General features: G+C 59.5%; 15 protein-coding genes. 5 read left to right on the top strand and 10 right to left on the bottom strand.

The features are described 5' to 3' along the window. The first annotated feature begins 180 nt into the window (after positions 1-180). From trmFO to gluQRS, 3 genes are read left to right on the top strand one after another with little or no spacing between them, the layout of a single operon-like run. Positions 181-1,527 (top strand): methylenetetrahydrofolate--tRNA-(uracil(54)-C(5))-methyltransferase (FADH(2)-oxidizing) TrmFO, encoded by a 1,347-nt coding sequence (gene trmFO / locus BMW66_RS04025; RefSeq protein WP_093115672.1) that lies wholly within the window; start codon positions 181-183, stop codon positions 1,525-1,527. Between the two features lie 38 nt (positions 1,528-1,565). Further along, the gene (locus tag BMW66_RS04030) at positions 1,566-2,177 is read left to right on the top strand and encodes a class I SAM-dependent DNA methyltransferase (protein ID WP_093115674.1); all 612 of its coding nucleotides are present in this window, start codon (positions 1,566-1,568) and stop codon (positions 2,175-2,177) included. Further along, a complete protein-coding gene (gene gluQRS / locus BMW66_RS04035) occupies positions 2,174-3,022 on the top strand; it encodes a tRNA glutamyl-Q(34) synthetase GluQRS (RefSeq protein WP_093115676.1) in 849 nt (282 codons plus the stop codon). Before BMW66_RS04030 ends, gluQRS begins: the two co-directional genes overlap by 4 nt. On the opposite strand, the gene hisI is transcribed toward gluQRS, so the two are convergent. Next, the gene (hisI, locus tag BMW66_RS04040) at positions 3,019-3,378 is read right to left on the bottom strand and encodes a phosphoribosyl-AMP cyclohydrolase (RefSeq protein WP_093115678.1); all 360 of its coding nucleotides are present in this window, start codon (positions 3,376-3,378) and stop codon (positions 3,019-3,021) included. The genes gluQRS and hisI overlap by 4 nt on opposite strands. Before the next feature lie 64 nt (positions 3,379-3,442). Between hisI and BMW66_RS04045 the strand changes: the two genes are divergently transcribed. Then, positions 3,443-3,895 (top strand): iron-sulfur cluster assembly scaffold protein, encoded by a 453-nt coding sequence (locus BMW66_RS04045; protein ID WP_093115680.1) that lies wholly within the window; start codon positions 3,443-3,445, stop codon positions 3,893-3,895. Positions 3,896-4,083: 188 nt separating this feature from the next. Here the strand turns inward: BMW66_RS04045 and BMW66_RS20740 are convergent, their stop codons facing one another. The 5 genes from BMW66_RS20740 to sciP form a co-directional block, all read right to left on the bottom strand. Further along, positions 4,084-4,206, bottom strand: coding sequence for a hypothetical protein (locus BMW66_RS20740; protein ID WP_281242616.1), 123 nt, complete (start codon positions 4,204-4,206; stop codon positions 4,084-4,086). A 108-nt stretch (positions 4,207-4,314) separates the two neighbouring features. After that, positions 4,315-6,405: an ATP-dependent DNA helicase RecG gene (gene recG / locus BMW66_RS04050; protein ID WP_093115682.1), complete on the bottom strand. Its 2,091-nt coding sequence runs from the start codon at positions 6,403-6,405 to the stop codon at positions 4,315-4,317. Then, positions 6,402-8,522 carry an NAD-dependent DNA ligase LigA gene (gene ligA, locus BMW66_RS04055; RefSeq protein ID WP_093115684.1) on the bottom strand — a complete coding sequence of 707 codons (2,121 nt, stop codon included), beginning with the start codon at positions 8,520-8,522 and terminating at the stop codon, positions 6,402-6,404. Before ligA ends, recG begins: the two co-directional genes overlap by 4 nt. A gap of 90 nt (positions 8,523-8,612) precedes the next feature. After that, positions 8,613-9,332 (bottom strand): response regulator transcription factor CtrA, encoded by a 720-nt coding sequence (gene ctrA, locus BMW66_RS04060; RefSeq protein ID WP_093115686.1) that lies wholly within the window; start codon positions 9,330-9,332, stop codon positions 8,613-8,615. A 93-nt stretch (positions 9,333-9,425) separates the two neighbouring features. Beyond that, entirely contained in the window at positions 9,426-9,704 is a 279-nt protein-coding gene (gene sciP / locus BMW66_RS04065; protein WP_093115918.1) for a CtrA inhibitor SciP, read from the bottom strand. 121 nt (positions 9,705-9,825) lie between these two features. On the opposite strand from sciP, the gene mnmA reads away from it, so the two are divergent. Further along, a complete protein-coding gene (gene mnmA, locus BMW66_RS04070; protein WP_093115688.1) occupies positions 9,826-10,974 on the top strand; it encodes a tRNA 2-thiouridine(34) synthase MnmA in 1,149 nt (382 codons plus the stop codon). A 12-nt stretch (positions 10,975-10,986) separates the two neighbouring features. On the opposite strand, the gene lpxB is transcribed toward mnmA, so the two are convergent. The 4 genes from lpxB to fabZ are packed head-to-tail and all read right to left on the bottom strand — an operon-like array spanning position 10,987 to position 14,217. Beyond that, complete coding sequence (gene lpxB / locus BMW66_RS04075) at positions 10,987-12,147, bottom strand: lipid-A-disaccharide synthase (RefSeq protein ID WP_175483157.1); 1,161 nt, start codon at positions 12,145-12,147, stop codon at positions 10,987-10,989. Further along, the gene (locus tag BMW66_RS04080) at positions 12,144-12,953 is read right to left on the bottom strand and encodes an LpxI family protein (RefSeq protein ID WP_342741842.1); all 810 of its coding nucleotides are present in this window, start codon (positions 12,951-12,953) and stop codon (positions 12,144-12,146) included. Before BMW66_RS04080 ends, lpxB begins: the two co-directional genes overlap by 4 nt. Beyond that, complete coding sequence (gene lpxA, locus BMW66_RS04085; RefSeq protein ID WP_093115692.1) at positions 12,950-13,747, bottom strand: acyl-ACP--UDP-N-acetylglucosamine O-acyltransferase; 798 nt, start codon at positions 13,745-13,747, stop codon at positions 12,950-12,952. The genes BMW66_RS04080 and lpxA overlap by 4 nt, the downstream gene beginning before the upstream one ends. Continuing rightward, positions 13,744-14,217 carry a 3-hydroxyacyl-ACP dehydratase FabZ gene (fabZ, locus tag BMW66_RS04090; RefSeq protein WP_093115694.1) on the bottom strand — a complete coding sequence of 158 codons (474 nt, stop codon included), beginning with the start codon at positions 14,215-14,217 and terminating at the stop codon, positions 13,744-13,746. The genes lpxA and fabZ overlap by 4 nt, the downstream gene beginning before the upstream one ends. Positions 14,218-14,295: the final 78 nt, after the last annotated feature.

Genomic DNA, 14,295 nt, shown 5'->3' on the forward strand with positions numbered 1-14,295 from the left:
GGCATAACCCTGCCATCGTCACAATCCGGGTCGCTGCCGGCGGAAGGTCCCTCCTGGGTCAACCTCTCTCTGGCCATGACATCCCCGCCGCAGTGGCCCGACTGCTCTTTCAACCAGATTCGAAACTGCGGATGCAGCCTGCCCCTTTCCAACGCCTTGCGACTGGCCTAAATGCGGCGCATGAGTGATGAATTGCATATCGTAGGCGGCGGCATGGCCGGGTCCGAGGCCGCCTGGCAGGCGGCGCAGATGGGCGTGGAGGTCGTGATTCACGAAATGCGCCCCACGGTGGGCACCTTCGCGCACAAGACCGGCGATCTTGCGGAGATGGTCTGCTCCAACTCTTTCCGCTCGGACGACGACGAACAGAACGCTGTCGGCCAGTTGCATTGGGAAATGCGCGCCGCGGACGGGTTGATCATGCAGACGGCAGATCAGCACCGCCTGCCCGCAGGCGGGGCCCTCGCGGTGGACCGCGATCCTTTTGCCCGGACCGTCACTCAGACGTTGAAGTCCCATCCGCGCATTCGCGTGGAATATGGCGAAATCAGCCACCTGCCGGAGGGCGGGCAATGGATATTCGCAACCGGCCCCCTCACCTCCCCCGCGCTGGGTGAGGCTATCCGGGCGGAAACCGGCGCCGCCGCGCTTGCCTTTTTCGATGCCATCGCCCCTATCGTCTATGCCGAGAGCATCGACATGGACACCGCTTGGTTGCAGTCACGGTATGACAAGGGCGAGACCGAGGACGAACGCCGCGCCTATATCAACTGCCCGATGACCCGCGACGACTACGAAGCCTTCATCGATGCGCTTCTGGCTGCCGATAAGACCGAATTCCACGAGGGCGAGACTGCCAAGTATTTCGATGGCTGCCTGCCGATCGAAGTGATGGCAGAGCGGGGGCGGGAAACTCTGCGGCACGGCCCGATGAAGCCCGTCGGCCTGACGAATCCGCACAAGCCCGATCAGAAGCCCTATGCCGTTGTGCAGCTTCGCCGTGATAACGCATTGGGAACACTTTATAATATCGTGGGCTTCCAGACGAAGATGAAATATGGTGCGCAGACCGACGTGTTTCGCATGATCCCCGGTCTGCACGAGGCGCGCTTTGCCCGGCTGGGAGGTATCCACCGCAACACCTTCCTCAATTCGCCCACGCTATTGGATGGTCAGATGCGGCTCCGGTCCCGTCCCAATATCCGCTTTGCCGGACAGGTCACCGGGGTGGAAGGCTATGTCGAAAGCGCGGCAATGGGACTTCTTGCGGGGCGTATGGCCGCCGCCGAACTTCTTGGGCGTGAGGTGCCGGCGCCGCCGCAATCCACTGCCATGGGCGCCATGGTCACGCATATCACCGGCGGTGCGGATGCGAAAACCTTTCAGCCGATGAACGTCAATTTCGGACTGTTCCCTCCGGTGGAGGGGCTCAAGGGCGGGCGGCGCGGACGCAAGGACCGCTACAAGGCCTATACCGATCGTGCCAAAAGCGATTGGCGCGACTGGCTCGACGCGTTTGACGGCTGAGACTGGACCAGCGTTCCCTACCGCGCTACGCTCTGTTTATGACTGATAAATTTCTGGACAAGGCCTATGGCCTCGATGGCGCCGACGACATGCGGGGCTTTTATGATCAATGGGCGGCCAGCTATGAGGATGAGGTGGCCGAATACGGCTACACCACCCCGGGCCGCTGCGCCGACGCACTCAAGCAGCATTGCCGGACTCTGGATGAGCCGGTTCTCGACTTCGGCTGCGGCACCGGCCTCTCCGGCCTCGCCCTTCGGTGGGCCGGGTTCAAGGTGATCGACGGTGTGGACATTTCCGCCGAGATGCTCGAGGGCGCACGAAGCAAGGACGTGTACCGAGACCTGCGCCAGATCACAGCCGATGAGCCGCCCAGTGAACCGGGCGTATACGGTCGCATTGCTGCAATCGGTGCGATTGGTGCGGGCGCGGCACCGCTCGGTTGTTTCGACACGTTGATGGACGTGCTGGCCACAGGCGGCAAGATCGTGTTGTCTTTCAACGATCACACATTGGAAGATCCGATCTATGAGGCGCGCATCAATGAATACCTCGATGGCGGTTTCGCAAGTCTGCTCTTTCGTGAACACGGCGATCACCTACCCGGCCGAAACGTGAAATCCATCGTCTACGTCATTGAAAAAAAGTGAGAATCACGACACGATTCGCCCCATCTCCGACCGGGCCGCTTCATCTCGGACACGCGTTTTCCGCGCTTTTGGCCAACGACATGGCGCGGGCATCAGAAGGTGTTTTCCTGCTCAGGATCGAGGATATAGACCAAGGCCGGGCGCGCGATCACTGGGAGAGGCAGATTTATGACGATCTCACATGGCTTGGCCTGCGCTGGCCGCAGCCGGTCATGCGTCAATCGGAGCGGATGAGCCGATATGCCGCCGCGCTCATAGAACTCGAGGCGCTCGGGCTGACCTACCCTTGCCGTTGCAAGCGCGCAGACATTGAACTCGCCGCCGGGGCCCCCCAGGAAGGCGTGCCGCACTTCGGCCCCGACGGGCGCATCTACCCCGGAACCTGTCGCACACGCCCGATGTCGGACCGGAAGGCAGGGGACGTGATCCGGCTCAATATTGCCCAAGCTGCGGCGCTCCATCCCAATCTCGACTTTAAGGAAACTGCTCCCCGGCACATTGGACGGCACCGGATCTCCCCGGAAACGCTTTGCCGCGAGGTGGGGGACATCGTTCTGGTGCGACGGCAGATGGGCAGTTCCTATCACCTCTCGGTCGTGGTGGATGATGCCGATCAGGGCATCACCCATGTCACCCGCGGCGAGGACCTTTTCGACGCGACACAGATCCACGTCCTGCTGCAGCACCTTCTCGGACTGCCGACGCCAATCTACCATCACCACCGACTGGTACGGGATGAGGCCGGCAAGCGGCTGGCCAAACGCGACGACGCCCGTGCCATTGCAACCTATCGCGAAGCCGGCAAAACGCCCAATGGCATTCGCGCCATGGTCGGTCTGGCCTAGACCATAGGCGCCATCAACTCCACCTCCACACCGTCGCGTATGGCCGTGTAAAAACAAGTTCGGCGGTTGGTGTGGCAGGCCGGACCCTCCTGTCGCACAAAGATCAGAAGGCAATCACGGTCGCAATCCACGCGCATTTCCACCAAATGCTGCAAATGCCCACTCGTCTCCCCTTTCACCCAGAAGGTCTGCCGCGAGCGCGACCAGTAGGTGACCTTTCCCGTCTCAAGCGTGCGAGCGACTGATTCGGCATTCATCCACGCCAACATCAGCACCTCACCGCTCGCGGCATCCTGTGCAATGGCAGGCAGCAGCCCCGAGGAGTCAAATTTCAGGGCATTCGGATCAAAAGTCATATGGAACTCCTTTGCAACTCGGCCATTGCCATCTATCTAGAAAAGACGACCGGAAGGGAACGACATGTCAGGCGAAAATGACCTCATCAAGCTGTATTCGGGCCGCATACTTTCGTTGGCGGCGGATATTCCCAATACCGAACGCCTCGAAAACCCCGACGCCACGGTGAAACGCCGCTCACCGCTATGTGGTTCTACGATCACGGTGGATGTGAAGGTAGAGGATGGACGGATCACTGACTACGGTCAGGACGTAAAAGCCTGCGCCCTTGGTCAGTCGGCAGCCGCGATCGTTGGGGCCCATGCCATCGGCTGCACACGCGCCCAAATCCAAGAAGCACGCGACGCACTCAAAGAGATGCTGAAATCCGATGGGCCGACGCCCCCGGCTCCCTTTGATGAACTTGAGGTTCTGCGCCCCGCGCGGGACTACAAGAACCGGCACGCCTCCATCATGCTCGCGCTTGAGGCAACGACCGAAGCGATGGAAAAGGCCGCTCAGGAAAACTGCGCCTGATCACCGAAACAAAAAAACCGCCGCACATTCCAGTAGGAAAGGCGGCGGTCAGTGTTGCGTTCCGGGACAGGCCGACGGATGCGATGGGGGAGAGTGAGGCAGACCCCCAAGGACTTCGGGACAGGCAGTGTCAGTCTCAGCGCATCGGTTGGGACAGGATGCAGCGATCCCGGAACGCAGGCAGGTCTTCAGGATAATCCTGGCAAATGCAGTGCGACGACAAGAAGAACCATCAACGCCACCCCCCCAAGCACATCCTGCACAAGATGGGGTTGGGCGTTTCGGATCACGCTACGAAACTGTGTAAGCATTATGGCCTCCTGCACTCAATCCTGTAAGTTGCCTCTTTGTTCTCATTTTTAGAGGCACCTGTAAAGAACTTTTTAGGAACATTTGAGAACAGAGCGAAACATTTTCGATCAACCGACAGAAATCAAACGGATCGCGCGGTCCTGCTCCATCAGCCAAAGCAAAACTCGCGCCGCCTTCCCCCGATCAGAAGTCAAATCTGGATCATCGGCAAGTAGCTTGCGCGTATCTGATTGCGCGATCGCCATCAGCCCTGCCTGCCCCTCCAGATCGGCAATGCGGAACCGTGGCACCCCTGACTGCGCCGTGCCGATCAGATCGCCCGCTCCACGCATTTCGAGATCTGTCTCCGCAAGGCGAAATCCATCTTCCGTCTCCCGCAGGGTGGTCAAACGCTTCTCGCCACTTTCACTCAGCGGAGCGCGATACATCAGAAGGCAAGTTGACGCTGCTTCGCCTCGCCCCACACGCCCGCGCAACTGGTGAAGCTGCGCAAGACCGAAAATCTCTGCCCGTTCTATCACCATGATCGAGGCATTGGGCACATCAACACCCACCTCAATCACTGTGGTCGCCACCAGAACCTTCGTTTCACCGCCTTGAAACCGTGCCATTGCGGCGTCCTTTTCCTGCGGCGGCATTTGACCATGCACCAGACCTACCAGCCCGTCTCCAAGGGCGGCGCGCAGGTGCTTGAACCGCTCTTCCGCCGCAGTCAGATCCACAGATTCGCTTTCATCCACAAGCGGACATACCCAATACGCCTGCCGCCCTTCGGCAATCGCCTTGCGCAGATGCTCCACAACCTCATCCATCCGGCTTGATGAGATGAGCGCCGTGCTGATCGGTTTGCGCCCGGGTGGTTTCTCGTCCAGGATCGAAACATCCATATCGCCGTATTGTGCCAACGCGAGGCTGCGCGGGATCGGAGTGGCCGTCATCACCAACACGTCCGCACCCGCGCCCTTGCGCCCGAGTTCCAGGCGCTGACGCACACCAAAGCGATGTTGTTCGTCGATCACGGCAAGGCGCAGATCGACAAACTGCACATCCGCCTGAAACACCGCATGCGTACCGATCAGGATCTGGGTGCGCCCGGCTTGCAGATCGGCGAGTTTAGCCTTGCGCGCAGCACCCTTGTCGCGTCCGGTCAGCACGTCAACCTGCACGCCCGCCGCCTCCGCCAAAGGGCGCAGCCCTTCAAGGTGCTGTCGGGCAAGGATTTCCGTCGGGGCCATCATCACGCCCTGCCCACCTCCCTCGACCGCGATCAGCAAGGCCAGAAAGGCCACCAGCGTCTTGCCGGCCCCGACATCGCCCTGCAGCAGTCGGTTCATGCGTAAAGGTTGCGCCATGTCGTGGGCGATCTCCTCAACGGCCCGAACCTGCGCCGCGGTGGGACTATATGGAAGGGCTTCCAATACCCTCCGCCGCAGGTGGCCGTCACTTTCCGTGATGATCCCCTTTGCACGCTGAAGCCGGGCACGGGCAAGCGCGAGGGTAAGCTGATGAGCAAAGAACTCATCATAGGCCAGCCGTTCGCGGGCCGGAGCCTGTGGCGAAAGATCGACGACACTGCTCGGCGCATGCGTTGCATGCAAGGCTTCGTGCCAGTCGGGCCATTTAGCCTTCGCCTTCTGCGACGGATCGATCCACTCCGAAAGTTCGGGCAACCGCTCCAACGCGGAGGCCACGGCGCGGCGCATGGTGCGCAGAGTCACACCGGAGGTCAGGTGATAGACCGGCTCAAAGGGCGGGATACTGTCGGCTTCGCCTTCATCAAGAACATGATCGGGATGCGCCATCTGCGCGATACCGTCAAAAAGCTCCACCCGACCGGAAACGATTCTGCACGCCCCGACCGGCAGTTGCCGCTCCAGATAATCCCCGCGAGCGTGAAAGTAGACGAGTTGAAAGCTGGTCTCCGCGTCTTCCACCACGATGCGATAGGCGCCGCTGCGTGATCGGGGGGGGCGGTGCGCGACAACATTGACCTTTACCGTCACGACACCGGGCAGATCTGCGCCCTGAACGCTGGCGCGGCGGGTCCTGTCAATGCCGGAATAAGGCAGGGAAAAAATCACATCGCGCGGCTTGGCTATGTCGATCTGTTCCATCGCGCGTGCGGTCTTCGGCCCCACCCCGTCAAGCGTGGACAACTCCGCAAACAGCGGAAAAAGAACCTCTGGCCGTCCGCTCATTTCCCTTCGACCAGCCGGAGCCAGTCATCCTCATCAATCATTTTCACGCCCAACTCGGACGCCTTCTTTGCCTTGGACCCTGCCCCGGGTCCAGCCACGAGAAGATCAGTTTTCGCCGAAACCGAACCGGCCACCTTTGCACCGAGCGCCTCTGCGCGCGCCTTCGCCTCGGCGCGAGTCATCTTGTCGAGCGTGCCGGAAAAGACGATCGTCTTGCCAGCCACGGGGCTATCATCAACACGGGGGGCTTCAGCGTCTTCGATTTCAAGATGAGCCACCAATGCGTCGATCGAGGCACGCTCCCTTTCTTGCGCGAATGTCGTGACAAGCGAGCGCGCCACAACCTCCCCCACGCCATCAATGTTCAAAAGCGCATCCCACTCTGGGCCTTCAAAATCGGAAGCCGCGTCCATTGCGGCCACGAAATCGAACCAGTTGCCATAGCTGCGCGCGATCAGATTCGATGCCGCCTCTCCCACATGTCGAATTCCGAGAGAGAAAAGTAGTCGCGCAAACGGGATTCTCCGCTTGTCCCGAATCGCAAGGAACAGATTTTCGGCGCTTTTCTCACCCCAGCCCTCACGATTCTTGAGCTGCTGCAGGCCGCTGCTATATCGCTCCTCAAGGGTAAAGATGTCCGACGGTTCCCTGATCCAGCCATCCTCGTAGAATTGTTCAATCTGCTTCGCGCCGAGGCCTTCGACATCGAACGCCTTGCGTGACACAAAATGCTTCAGTTTCTCCACCGCTTGCGCCGGGCATATCAATCCGCCGGTGCAGCGACGCACGGCGTCGCCTTCTTCACGCAACGCCTCCGATCCGCAACGTGGACATGTGGTGGGAAACGCATACGGTATCGCATCGGCGGGCCGTTTGCTCAGATCGACATCTGCCACCTTCGGGATCACATCACCGGCGCGGTAAACCTGAACCCAGTCGCCGACGCGAATATCCTTGCCACCGCGAATCTGTTCTCCCTTGCTATCCAGCCCGGCGATGTAATCCTCGTTGTGCAGAGTTGCATTGGACACGACGACGCCCCCCACGGTGACAGGGTGCAAACGCGCAACAGGAGATAGCGCGCCAGTCCGGCCCACCTGAATGTCGATCGATTCCAGCCGGGTCCATGCCAGTTCGGCAGGAAATTTGTGCGCGGTCGCCCAACGCGGCGTGGTGGAGCGATATCCAAGTCGCGCCTGAAGCGCGAGATCGTTCACCTTGTAGACTACACCGTCGATGTCATACCCAAGTGTTGCGCGTTGCTCTTCTATTTTGTGATACTGTGCCAGCATCTCCTCGGGCCCGGCGCATAGCACGGTCAAGGGATTGACCTGAAACCCAAGTGTTTCAAGTCGCTTGATCGCGTCCCACTGGGTTTCGGCCAGCGGGTCGCTCAATGCACCCCAACCATAGGCAAAGAATCTCAACGGTCGCGCACGGGTGATCTCCGCATCAAGCTGCCTGAGGGACCCTGCCGCTGCGTTGCGGGGATTTGCAAATGTCTTGCCGCCCCGCGCGGTTTGGCGCGCATTTAGCGCCTTGAAGTCCTCGTGGCTCATGTAAACCTCGCCACGCACTTCGAGCAGATCTGGAGCATCGGTCAGGTCACGGGGAATATCGTCAATTGTGCGGGCATTGGCGGTAACGTTTTCTCCGGTCGCCCCATCGCCGCGTGTGGCGGCCTGCACCAGTCGACCGCTTTCGTATCTGAGGGACAGGCTTAGACCATCAATTTTCGGCTCTGCGACAAAGACAAGCGGTGCGTGCGATTCGATTCCGAGATAGCGACGCACCCGTTTGGTGAAATCAGCAATCTCCTCGTCTTCGAACACATTGTTGAGGGACAGCATTGCCACCTCGTGCCGAACCTTGGCAAAGCTATCCGCCGGGGCTGCCCCTACCTGCTCAGACGGGCTGTCAGGGCGTTTGAGGTCGGGAAATCGCGCCTCGATGGCGGCGTTGCGCCGCTTGAGCGCATCATACTCCGCATCCGATATCTCCGGTGCATCCTCAACATGATAGGCCGCATTCGCACGCGAAATCTCCGTAGCAAGCCTGGCCAGTTCCGCCTTGGCTTGTTCGCGGGTCAACTTTTCGATTTCTGTTTCGGCGGTCACGCATCCCTCCCACTCACATCGTCAAGTGATAGGGTCGGGGCGCGGCAAGGTCCAGATCAGAGTGATCACACTAAAGGCGGTTCAGATCGATCAGGCCCGTAGTGCCAGGGATTCATCGTTGCCGCGTCCGGTGGCTTCAAGGTTGCGCAACACATAGCCTCGTCCCCAGACCGTCTCTATGTAGTTGTCGCCGCCTGTCGCCTCGCTCAGCTTCTTGCGCAGCTTGCAAATGAATACGTCTATGATCTTCAGTTCAGGTTCATCCATTCCACCATAGAGATGATTCAGGAACATTTCCTTGGTCAGCGTCGTGCCCTTACGAAGCGACAGCAGTTCCAGCATCTGATATTCCTTGCCAGTCAGGTGAATCTGCTTTCCATTTGCCTCTACCGTTTTGGCATCGAGATTGACGGAGATGCATCCGGTTCGGATCACCGACTGCGAATGTCCCTTCGAGCGACGGATAATTGCGTGAATCCGGGCCACCAACTCTTCACGGTGGAACGGCTTGGTCAGATAGTCATCGGCACCAAAGCCGAATCCCTTCAGTTTGCTTTCCGTATCGTCGGCCCCCGACAGAATGAGAATTGGCGTCTCCACACGACTGAGCCGCAACTGACGCAACACGTCATGACCGTTCATGTCAGGCAACCCGAGATCCAGCAGGATGAGATCGTAGTCGTAGAGTTTTGCCAGATCTACGCCCTCCTCACCCAGATCGGTCGCATAGACGTTGAGATTGGCATGGGTCAGCATCATTTCGATGCTTTTCGAGGTGGTCGGATCGTCCTCTACCAACAGAACACGCATATTTCTAATCTCCGCTATGGGCCGCTACGGGAATTTATCGTGAACAAAAATGGTTAATCCCAGGTTACCTTTGTTATCACTTCCAAACTCAACTTAAAGATGTCTGAACTTTTGTAAAGCCGTTGCTTTGAGAGCCTCTTCCCCGTGTTCCGTGACTGCACACACCCACTCATGAAACTCTTCTTTTCTGAGGGCATAGCGACAAAGTGCTTCATCCTGCGAGATCAGCCCGTAGACCACACCGCGTACCACCGCGAGCTTGCGCGAAGCGACCCATCGTTTGGTGCTGGCAGGCGGCAGGTCGGCGCGGGTCATTACCGTGCCATCGCTCAATGAGACAGCCCGGGGACCATCAACCTTTTTCAGATACATTACGTCGACCCTCAATACTTTTGACAAATGCTGGATCAACGCGCTTAACGCAGGATGAAACCGGGTCTTGAGAGTATCTAGGATTTTCCTATATTCTTGGCCACTTCCAAAGGAGATTCGCATGGCGCTCGACCGCAGCCCGACACTTAATTCGCTTGGTTTTTCCAAGCCCCCATCCGAAACCCGCGTGGTCGTTGCCATGTCGGGTGGCGTGGACAGTTCCGTGGTCGCCGCGATGCTCTCGGATGAGGGATATGATGTCGTGGGCGTTACCCTGCAACTCTACGACCATGGCGCAGCGCTGGCGAAAAAGGGGGCTTGCTGTGCCGGAATCGACATTCACGACGCACGCCGCGTTGCGGAAGAAAAGGGATTTCCGCACTACGTGCTGGACTATGAAAATATCTTTCAGGATGCGGTGATTGACGAATTTGCCGACAGTTATCTCGCGGGTGCGACACCGGTGCCCTGCATCCGCTGCAATGAGCGTGTGAAGTTCAAAGATCTTCTGGAAACCGCGAAGGATCTGGATGCCGATTGCATGGCCACCGGACACTACATTCAGCGCAAGATGGGCGAAGAAGGACCTGAGCTTCATAGCGCCGCCGATCCAACGCGCGATCAGAGCTATTTCTTGTTTTCCACGACACCCGAACAGCTTGACTACTTGCGTTTTCCGCTTGGTCATCTGCCGTCCAAGGATGACACGCGGCGGTTGGCGGCAAAATATGGGCTGGCCGTGGCGGACAAGCCGGATAGCCAGGACATATGCTTCGTGCCGAATGGCGACTATGCCAGCGTGATTGAGAAGCTGCGCCCCGGCGCGGCGGAACCGGGTGAAATCGTGGACAGCACGGGAAATGTGCTGGGGCGCCACAACGGGGTCATCCACTATACGATCGGTCAGCGGCGAGGACTCGGCATCGGTGGATTATCCGACCCGCTCTACGTGGTGAAGCTCGATGTGGATAATCACCGTGTCGTAGTTGGCCCCAAGGACATGCTCTCCACACGCACTATTCCGGTTCGGGAAATCAACTGGCTGGGCGATGAGCCTTTCGCATCTAAAGATGAGTGGCCGGTTGCGGTCAAGGTCCGCTCCACCCGCCCGCCGCGGGAGGCGATCCTGCGCCCTCTTGGACCGCACACGGCGGAGGTGGAGCTTTTGACACCAGAGGAAGGTGTCTCACCGGGGCAAGCATGTGTCTTCTACGAGACAGAGGGAAGCCGCATCCTCGGAGGGGGCTGGATCTGGCGTGGCGTCGTGTAGCTCGTCACTGATCTAGGCCTCTCTCAGACCATGCACAACGGCGCGCGCAGCGCGCAGGCCCGGATCCTCTTGTCCCTTTCCCAGAAGGGTCATGCAGCGCACCATGGCTTCTCTCTGAGCTGTGGGATCGCGAAGAACATCCAGCATTGCCGGCCCGATGGCCTCTGCACGGCATGCCCTTCCGATGAATTCGGGCACTGCACGAGTCCGTGTGACAAGATTCACCAGTGTTACCGTGTCCACCTTCAGCATTCTGCCGATGATCTGCCTGCTCAGCCAGTTCATGTCATAGGCGATAACCATCGGTGTTCCCGCCGCCGCAAGCTCCAGCGAGACTGTGCCAGAGGCCGCAAGCGCCCCCTGGGCCGCACGGAACGCGGCGCGTTTATCGGTGGCAGCCTGTTCCGGATCGGCGGCGCTTGGGTCGAGGATCAGTGGCGGCACGGGCCAGTCGGCCGTCATTTCACGCACCACGGGTGCCACGGACGCGGCTGCGGGCAGCACGATACGGGCCTGAGGATGCGCGTCGATGATCGGCCCCAGCGTGGCCCCGAATATCGGCGCCATGCGCGACACCTCCGCCCTGCGAGATCCGGGGAGCACCAATACAACAGGCGCGTCGCCCAGAGTGTGACGACGCCTGAATTCTCTCACCTCCGCGTCGCTCGCCACGGGCTCTGCCACGACGGGATGACCGACAAAATCACAGCGTATTCCCACCGCTTCCATGTAGGGCGGCTCAAACGGGAAAAGGGCCAGAACCTGATCAATTTTCCCGACCATTTTCGCCGCCCGGCCCGCGCGCCAAGCCCAGACCGTCGGGGCAACATAATGCACTGTGCGGACGGAACTGGCCGCCTTCACACGACGCGCCACGCGCAGGCCGAAATCGGGGCTGTCAATCGTGATGAGCACATCTGGATTCATGGCGAGGACAGCCTCGGCCGTCTCGACGATCCGGCGCTTCAGGTGGCGGTACTTCGGCAAAACCTCGGCAATCCCCATTACGGATAACTCATCCATGGGAAAACGGCTGTTCAGCCCCTGCTTCGCCATCTGTGGGCCGCCGACCCCCTTGATCTCAAGGTCGGGGTCAAGCTGATGAAGCCCTGCCAGAAGCGCTCCGCCGAGCCTGTCCCCGGAGGGCTCTCCGGCAACGACAAAGACCTTCATCGACACCGCTCCGCGAAAAGGAAAAGACCGGTTTCATCGAGTGCCTGCATGATCGAGTCACGCTCCAGAACAAGCACCGTCCCTGCACCGATCACGATTCCGTCGAGCCGTGCAGCCGCCGCGTTTCGAACTGTCGCGGGACCGATCGCCGGCATGTCCGCGCGCAGATCCTGCCCGATCTTGGGAGCCTTCGCCAGCACTCCACCCCCAGGGTGTACTTCGGTCGGGGTATCGGCCACGAAACGCAACAACGCATCGGTTCCTTGCAGCGTTTCAACCCCCAGACACAGGCCTCGCGCCACCACAGCGCCCTGCCCCACGTCCAGCGGTGAAAGCGCCTCAAGTATATCCAATGCCCGCGCCGCATCAATTCGGTTCTGATCGCTGGGTAAGGTTCCGAAGATCACTCCTTCGGGCACGGTAAGGTCAGGCAGCAGCTCATGGGCGCCGACTACTTCCAGATCCTGCTCTTCAAAAAGCGCAATGACCTCGCGCAGGAGCGCATCATCCCCTGTTCGCATCGCGGCAATCAGTCGTGGCGCGACCCGCACCATGTAAGGGTCGAATTGCGCCGGATCCAGAGACGGGCGAGACACAGCGCCCGCCAACACGACCTGACCGATTTCATGTTCAATCAAAAAATCAAATAAATCGCCCAATCGATTGAAATCATGCTCAAATACGGAACCTGAGTGATCGTGTTTCTCCCCCCGGAAAACCACGCGCAATGCATCCGGTCGCGCTTCGGCAAGCCGCTGTGGAAGCCCTCCGGAACCTGAAAGAATCGCAAGCCCCACGATTTTCACCCAGGCGTCAGGAAAGATCGGTCGCTCTCTCCGAGCACAAATTCGACGATCTCCCGCACATAGGCGCTTTCACTTTCCTCGCCGAGACGGCGCGCACGATCGGCAAAGGTGCCATCACCCTGTGCGAGCATCTGGAACGCCGCGCGCAGGGCCGTGATATCGGCGCGCCCCACGCCGCGGCGCTTCAGGCCTACAAGATTGAGGCCATCAAGCGCCCCGCGCGGTCCCTGAACAAGGCCGTAGGGGATCACATCATTTGTCACCATGCTGAGCGCACCAATGATTGCCCCGCGACCGATACGCACCCATTGATGAATACCGCACAAGCCACCGATGATGACGTCGTCCGAGATCACGCAATGGCCCGCCACAGCCGCGGAATTGACCATGATCACCCGGTCGCCCAGAATCACATCATGGGCAATATGACAGCCCGCCATGAAGAGCCCGTCATCGCCCACACGGGTCACGCCGCCACCGTGTTCTGTCCCTGGATTCATGGTCACATGCTCGCGGATTCGATTGCGTTGACCAATCACAAGAAGGGTTTTTTCGCCTTTAAACTTAAGGTCTTGCGGAACTTCACCAATCACCGCGAATGAGAAGATCTGCGTTCCCGCGCCGATCTCTGTATTGCCGGTTATGACCACGTGAGACTTGAGTTCGACGTCTTCTTTCAGGACCACATGCGGGCCGATCACGCAGAACGGACCGATCACGCAACCATCCGCGATCCGCGCGCCGTCCTCTATCACGGCACTGGAGTGGATCCGGGCGTTGGGGGAGATGCTCATCGCCGGTATTCTCCGGGCAGGTCCATCATGGCGGTGAACTCGGCTTCGGCGGCCATGTCACCCTCGACTTCGGCCACGCCGGAAAATTTCCAAACCTTCGCGCCGGGTTTACCCCTCAGGGTGGTCAAATTCAATTCCAGAACATCCCCCGGGATCACCATGCGGCGGAACTTGCACTTGTCGATTGCCATGAAATATACAAGCATTTCACGGTCTTGCATGCCGAGAGCGGTGCCGACCATGACGGCAGCGGTCTGGGCCATCGCCTCAACGATGGTGACGCCGGGCATGATCGGTTTTCCCGGAAAATGCCCCTGAAAATGCGGCTCGTTCATGGTGACGTTCTTGATGCCGCGGGCCGATGAAAACCCATTGATATCAATGACTTTATCCACCAGGAGAAACGGATAGCGGTGCGGGATGATCCGCTGGATCATATGGATATCAGCGGTCTTGGTCGGCTCGCTCATATTGGGCTCCTGAGAAATGTCACCGACCTTTGCCTAGCAACCCGACGGGACCGGGGCAAGCGTGCAGGGCGCAGGGCG

The organism is Salinihabitans flavidus (genome assembly GCF_900110425.1).
In the GTDB taxonomy this organism is placed as follows: Bacteria; Pseudomonadota; Alphaproteobacteria; order Rhodobacterales; family Rhodobacteraceae; genus Salinihabitans; species Salinihabitans flavidus.

What these genes read in the sequence shown, in the direction of transcription:
- trmFO (WP_093115672.1), top strand. Translation starts at nt 181, where the DNA reads ATGAGTGATGAATTGCATATCGTAGGCGGCGGCATGGCCGGGTCCGAG.
- recG (WP_093115682.1), bottom strand. Translation starts at nt 6,405, where the DNA reads ATGAGCGGACGGCCAGAGGTTCTTTTTCCGCTGTTTGCGGAGTTGTCC.
- mnmA (WP_093115688.1), top strand. Translation starts at nt 9,826, where the DNA reads ATGGCGCTCGACCGCAGCCCGACACTTAATTCGCTTGGTTTTTCCAAG.
- fabZ (WP_093115694.1), bottom strand. Translation starts at nt 14,217, where the DNA reads ATGAGCGAGCCGACCAAGACCGCTGATATCCATATGATCCAGCGGATC.
- lpxA (WP_093115692.1), bottom strand. Translation starts at nt 13,747, where the DNA reads ATGAGCATCTCCCCCAACGCCCGGATCCACTCCAGTGCCGTGATAGAG.
- ctrA (WP_093115686.1), bottom strand. Translation starts at nt 9,332, where the DNA reads ATGCGTGTTCTGTTGGTAGAGGACGATCCGACCACCTCGAAAAGCATC.
- lpxB (WP_175483157.1), bottom strand. Translation starts at nt 12,147, where the DNA reads ATGAAGGTCTTTGTCGTTGCCGGAGAGCCCTCCGGGGACAGGCTCGGC.
- sciP (WP_093115918.1), bottom strand. Translation starts at nt 9,704, where the DNA reads ATGTATCTGAAAAAGGTTGATGGTCCCCGGGCTGTCTCATTGAGCGAT.
- BMW66_RS04030 (WP_093115674.1), top strand. Translation starts at nt 1,566, where the DNA reads ATGACTGATAAATTTCTGGACAAGGCCTATGGCCTCGATGGCGCCGAC.
- BMW66_RS04045 (WP_093115680.1), top strand. Translation starts at nt 3,443, where the DNA reads ATGTCAGGCGAAAATGACCTCATCAAGCTGTATTCGGGCCGCATACTT.
- hisI (WP_093115678.1), bottom strand. Translation starts at nt 3,378, where the DNA reads ATGACTTTTGATCCGAATGCCCTGAAATTTGACTCCTCGGGGCTGCTG.
- BMW66_RS20740 (WP_281242616.1), bottom strand. Translation starts at nt 4,206, where the DNA reads ATGCTTACACAGTTTCGTAGCGTGATCCGAAACGCCCAACCCCATCTT.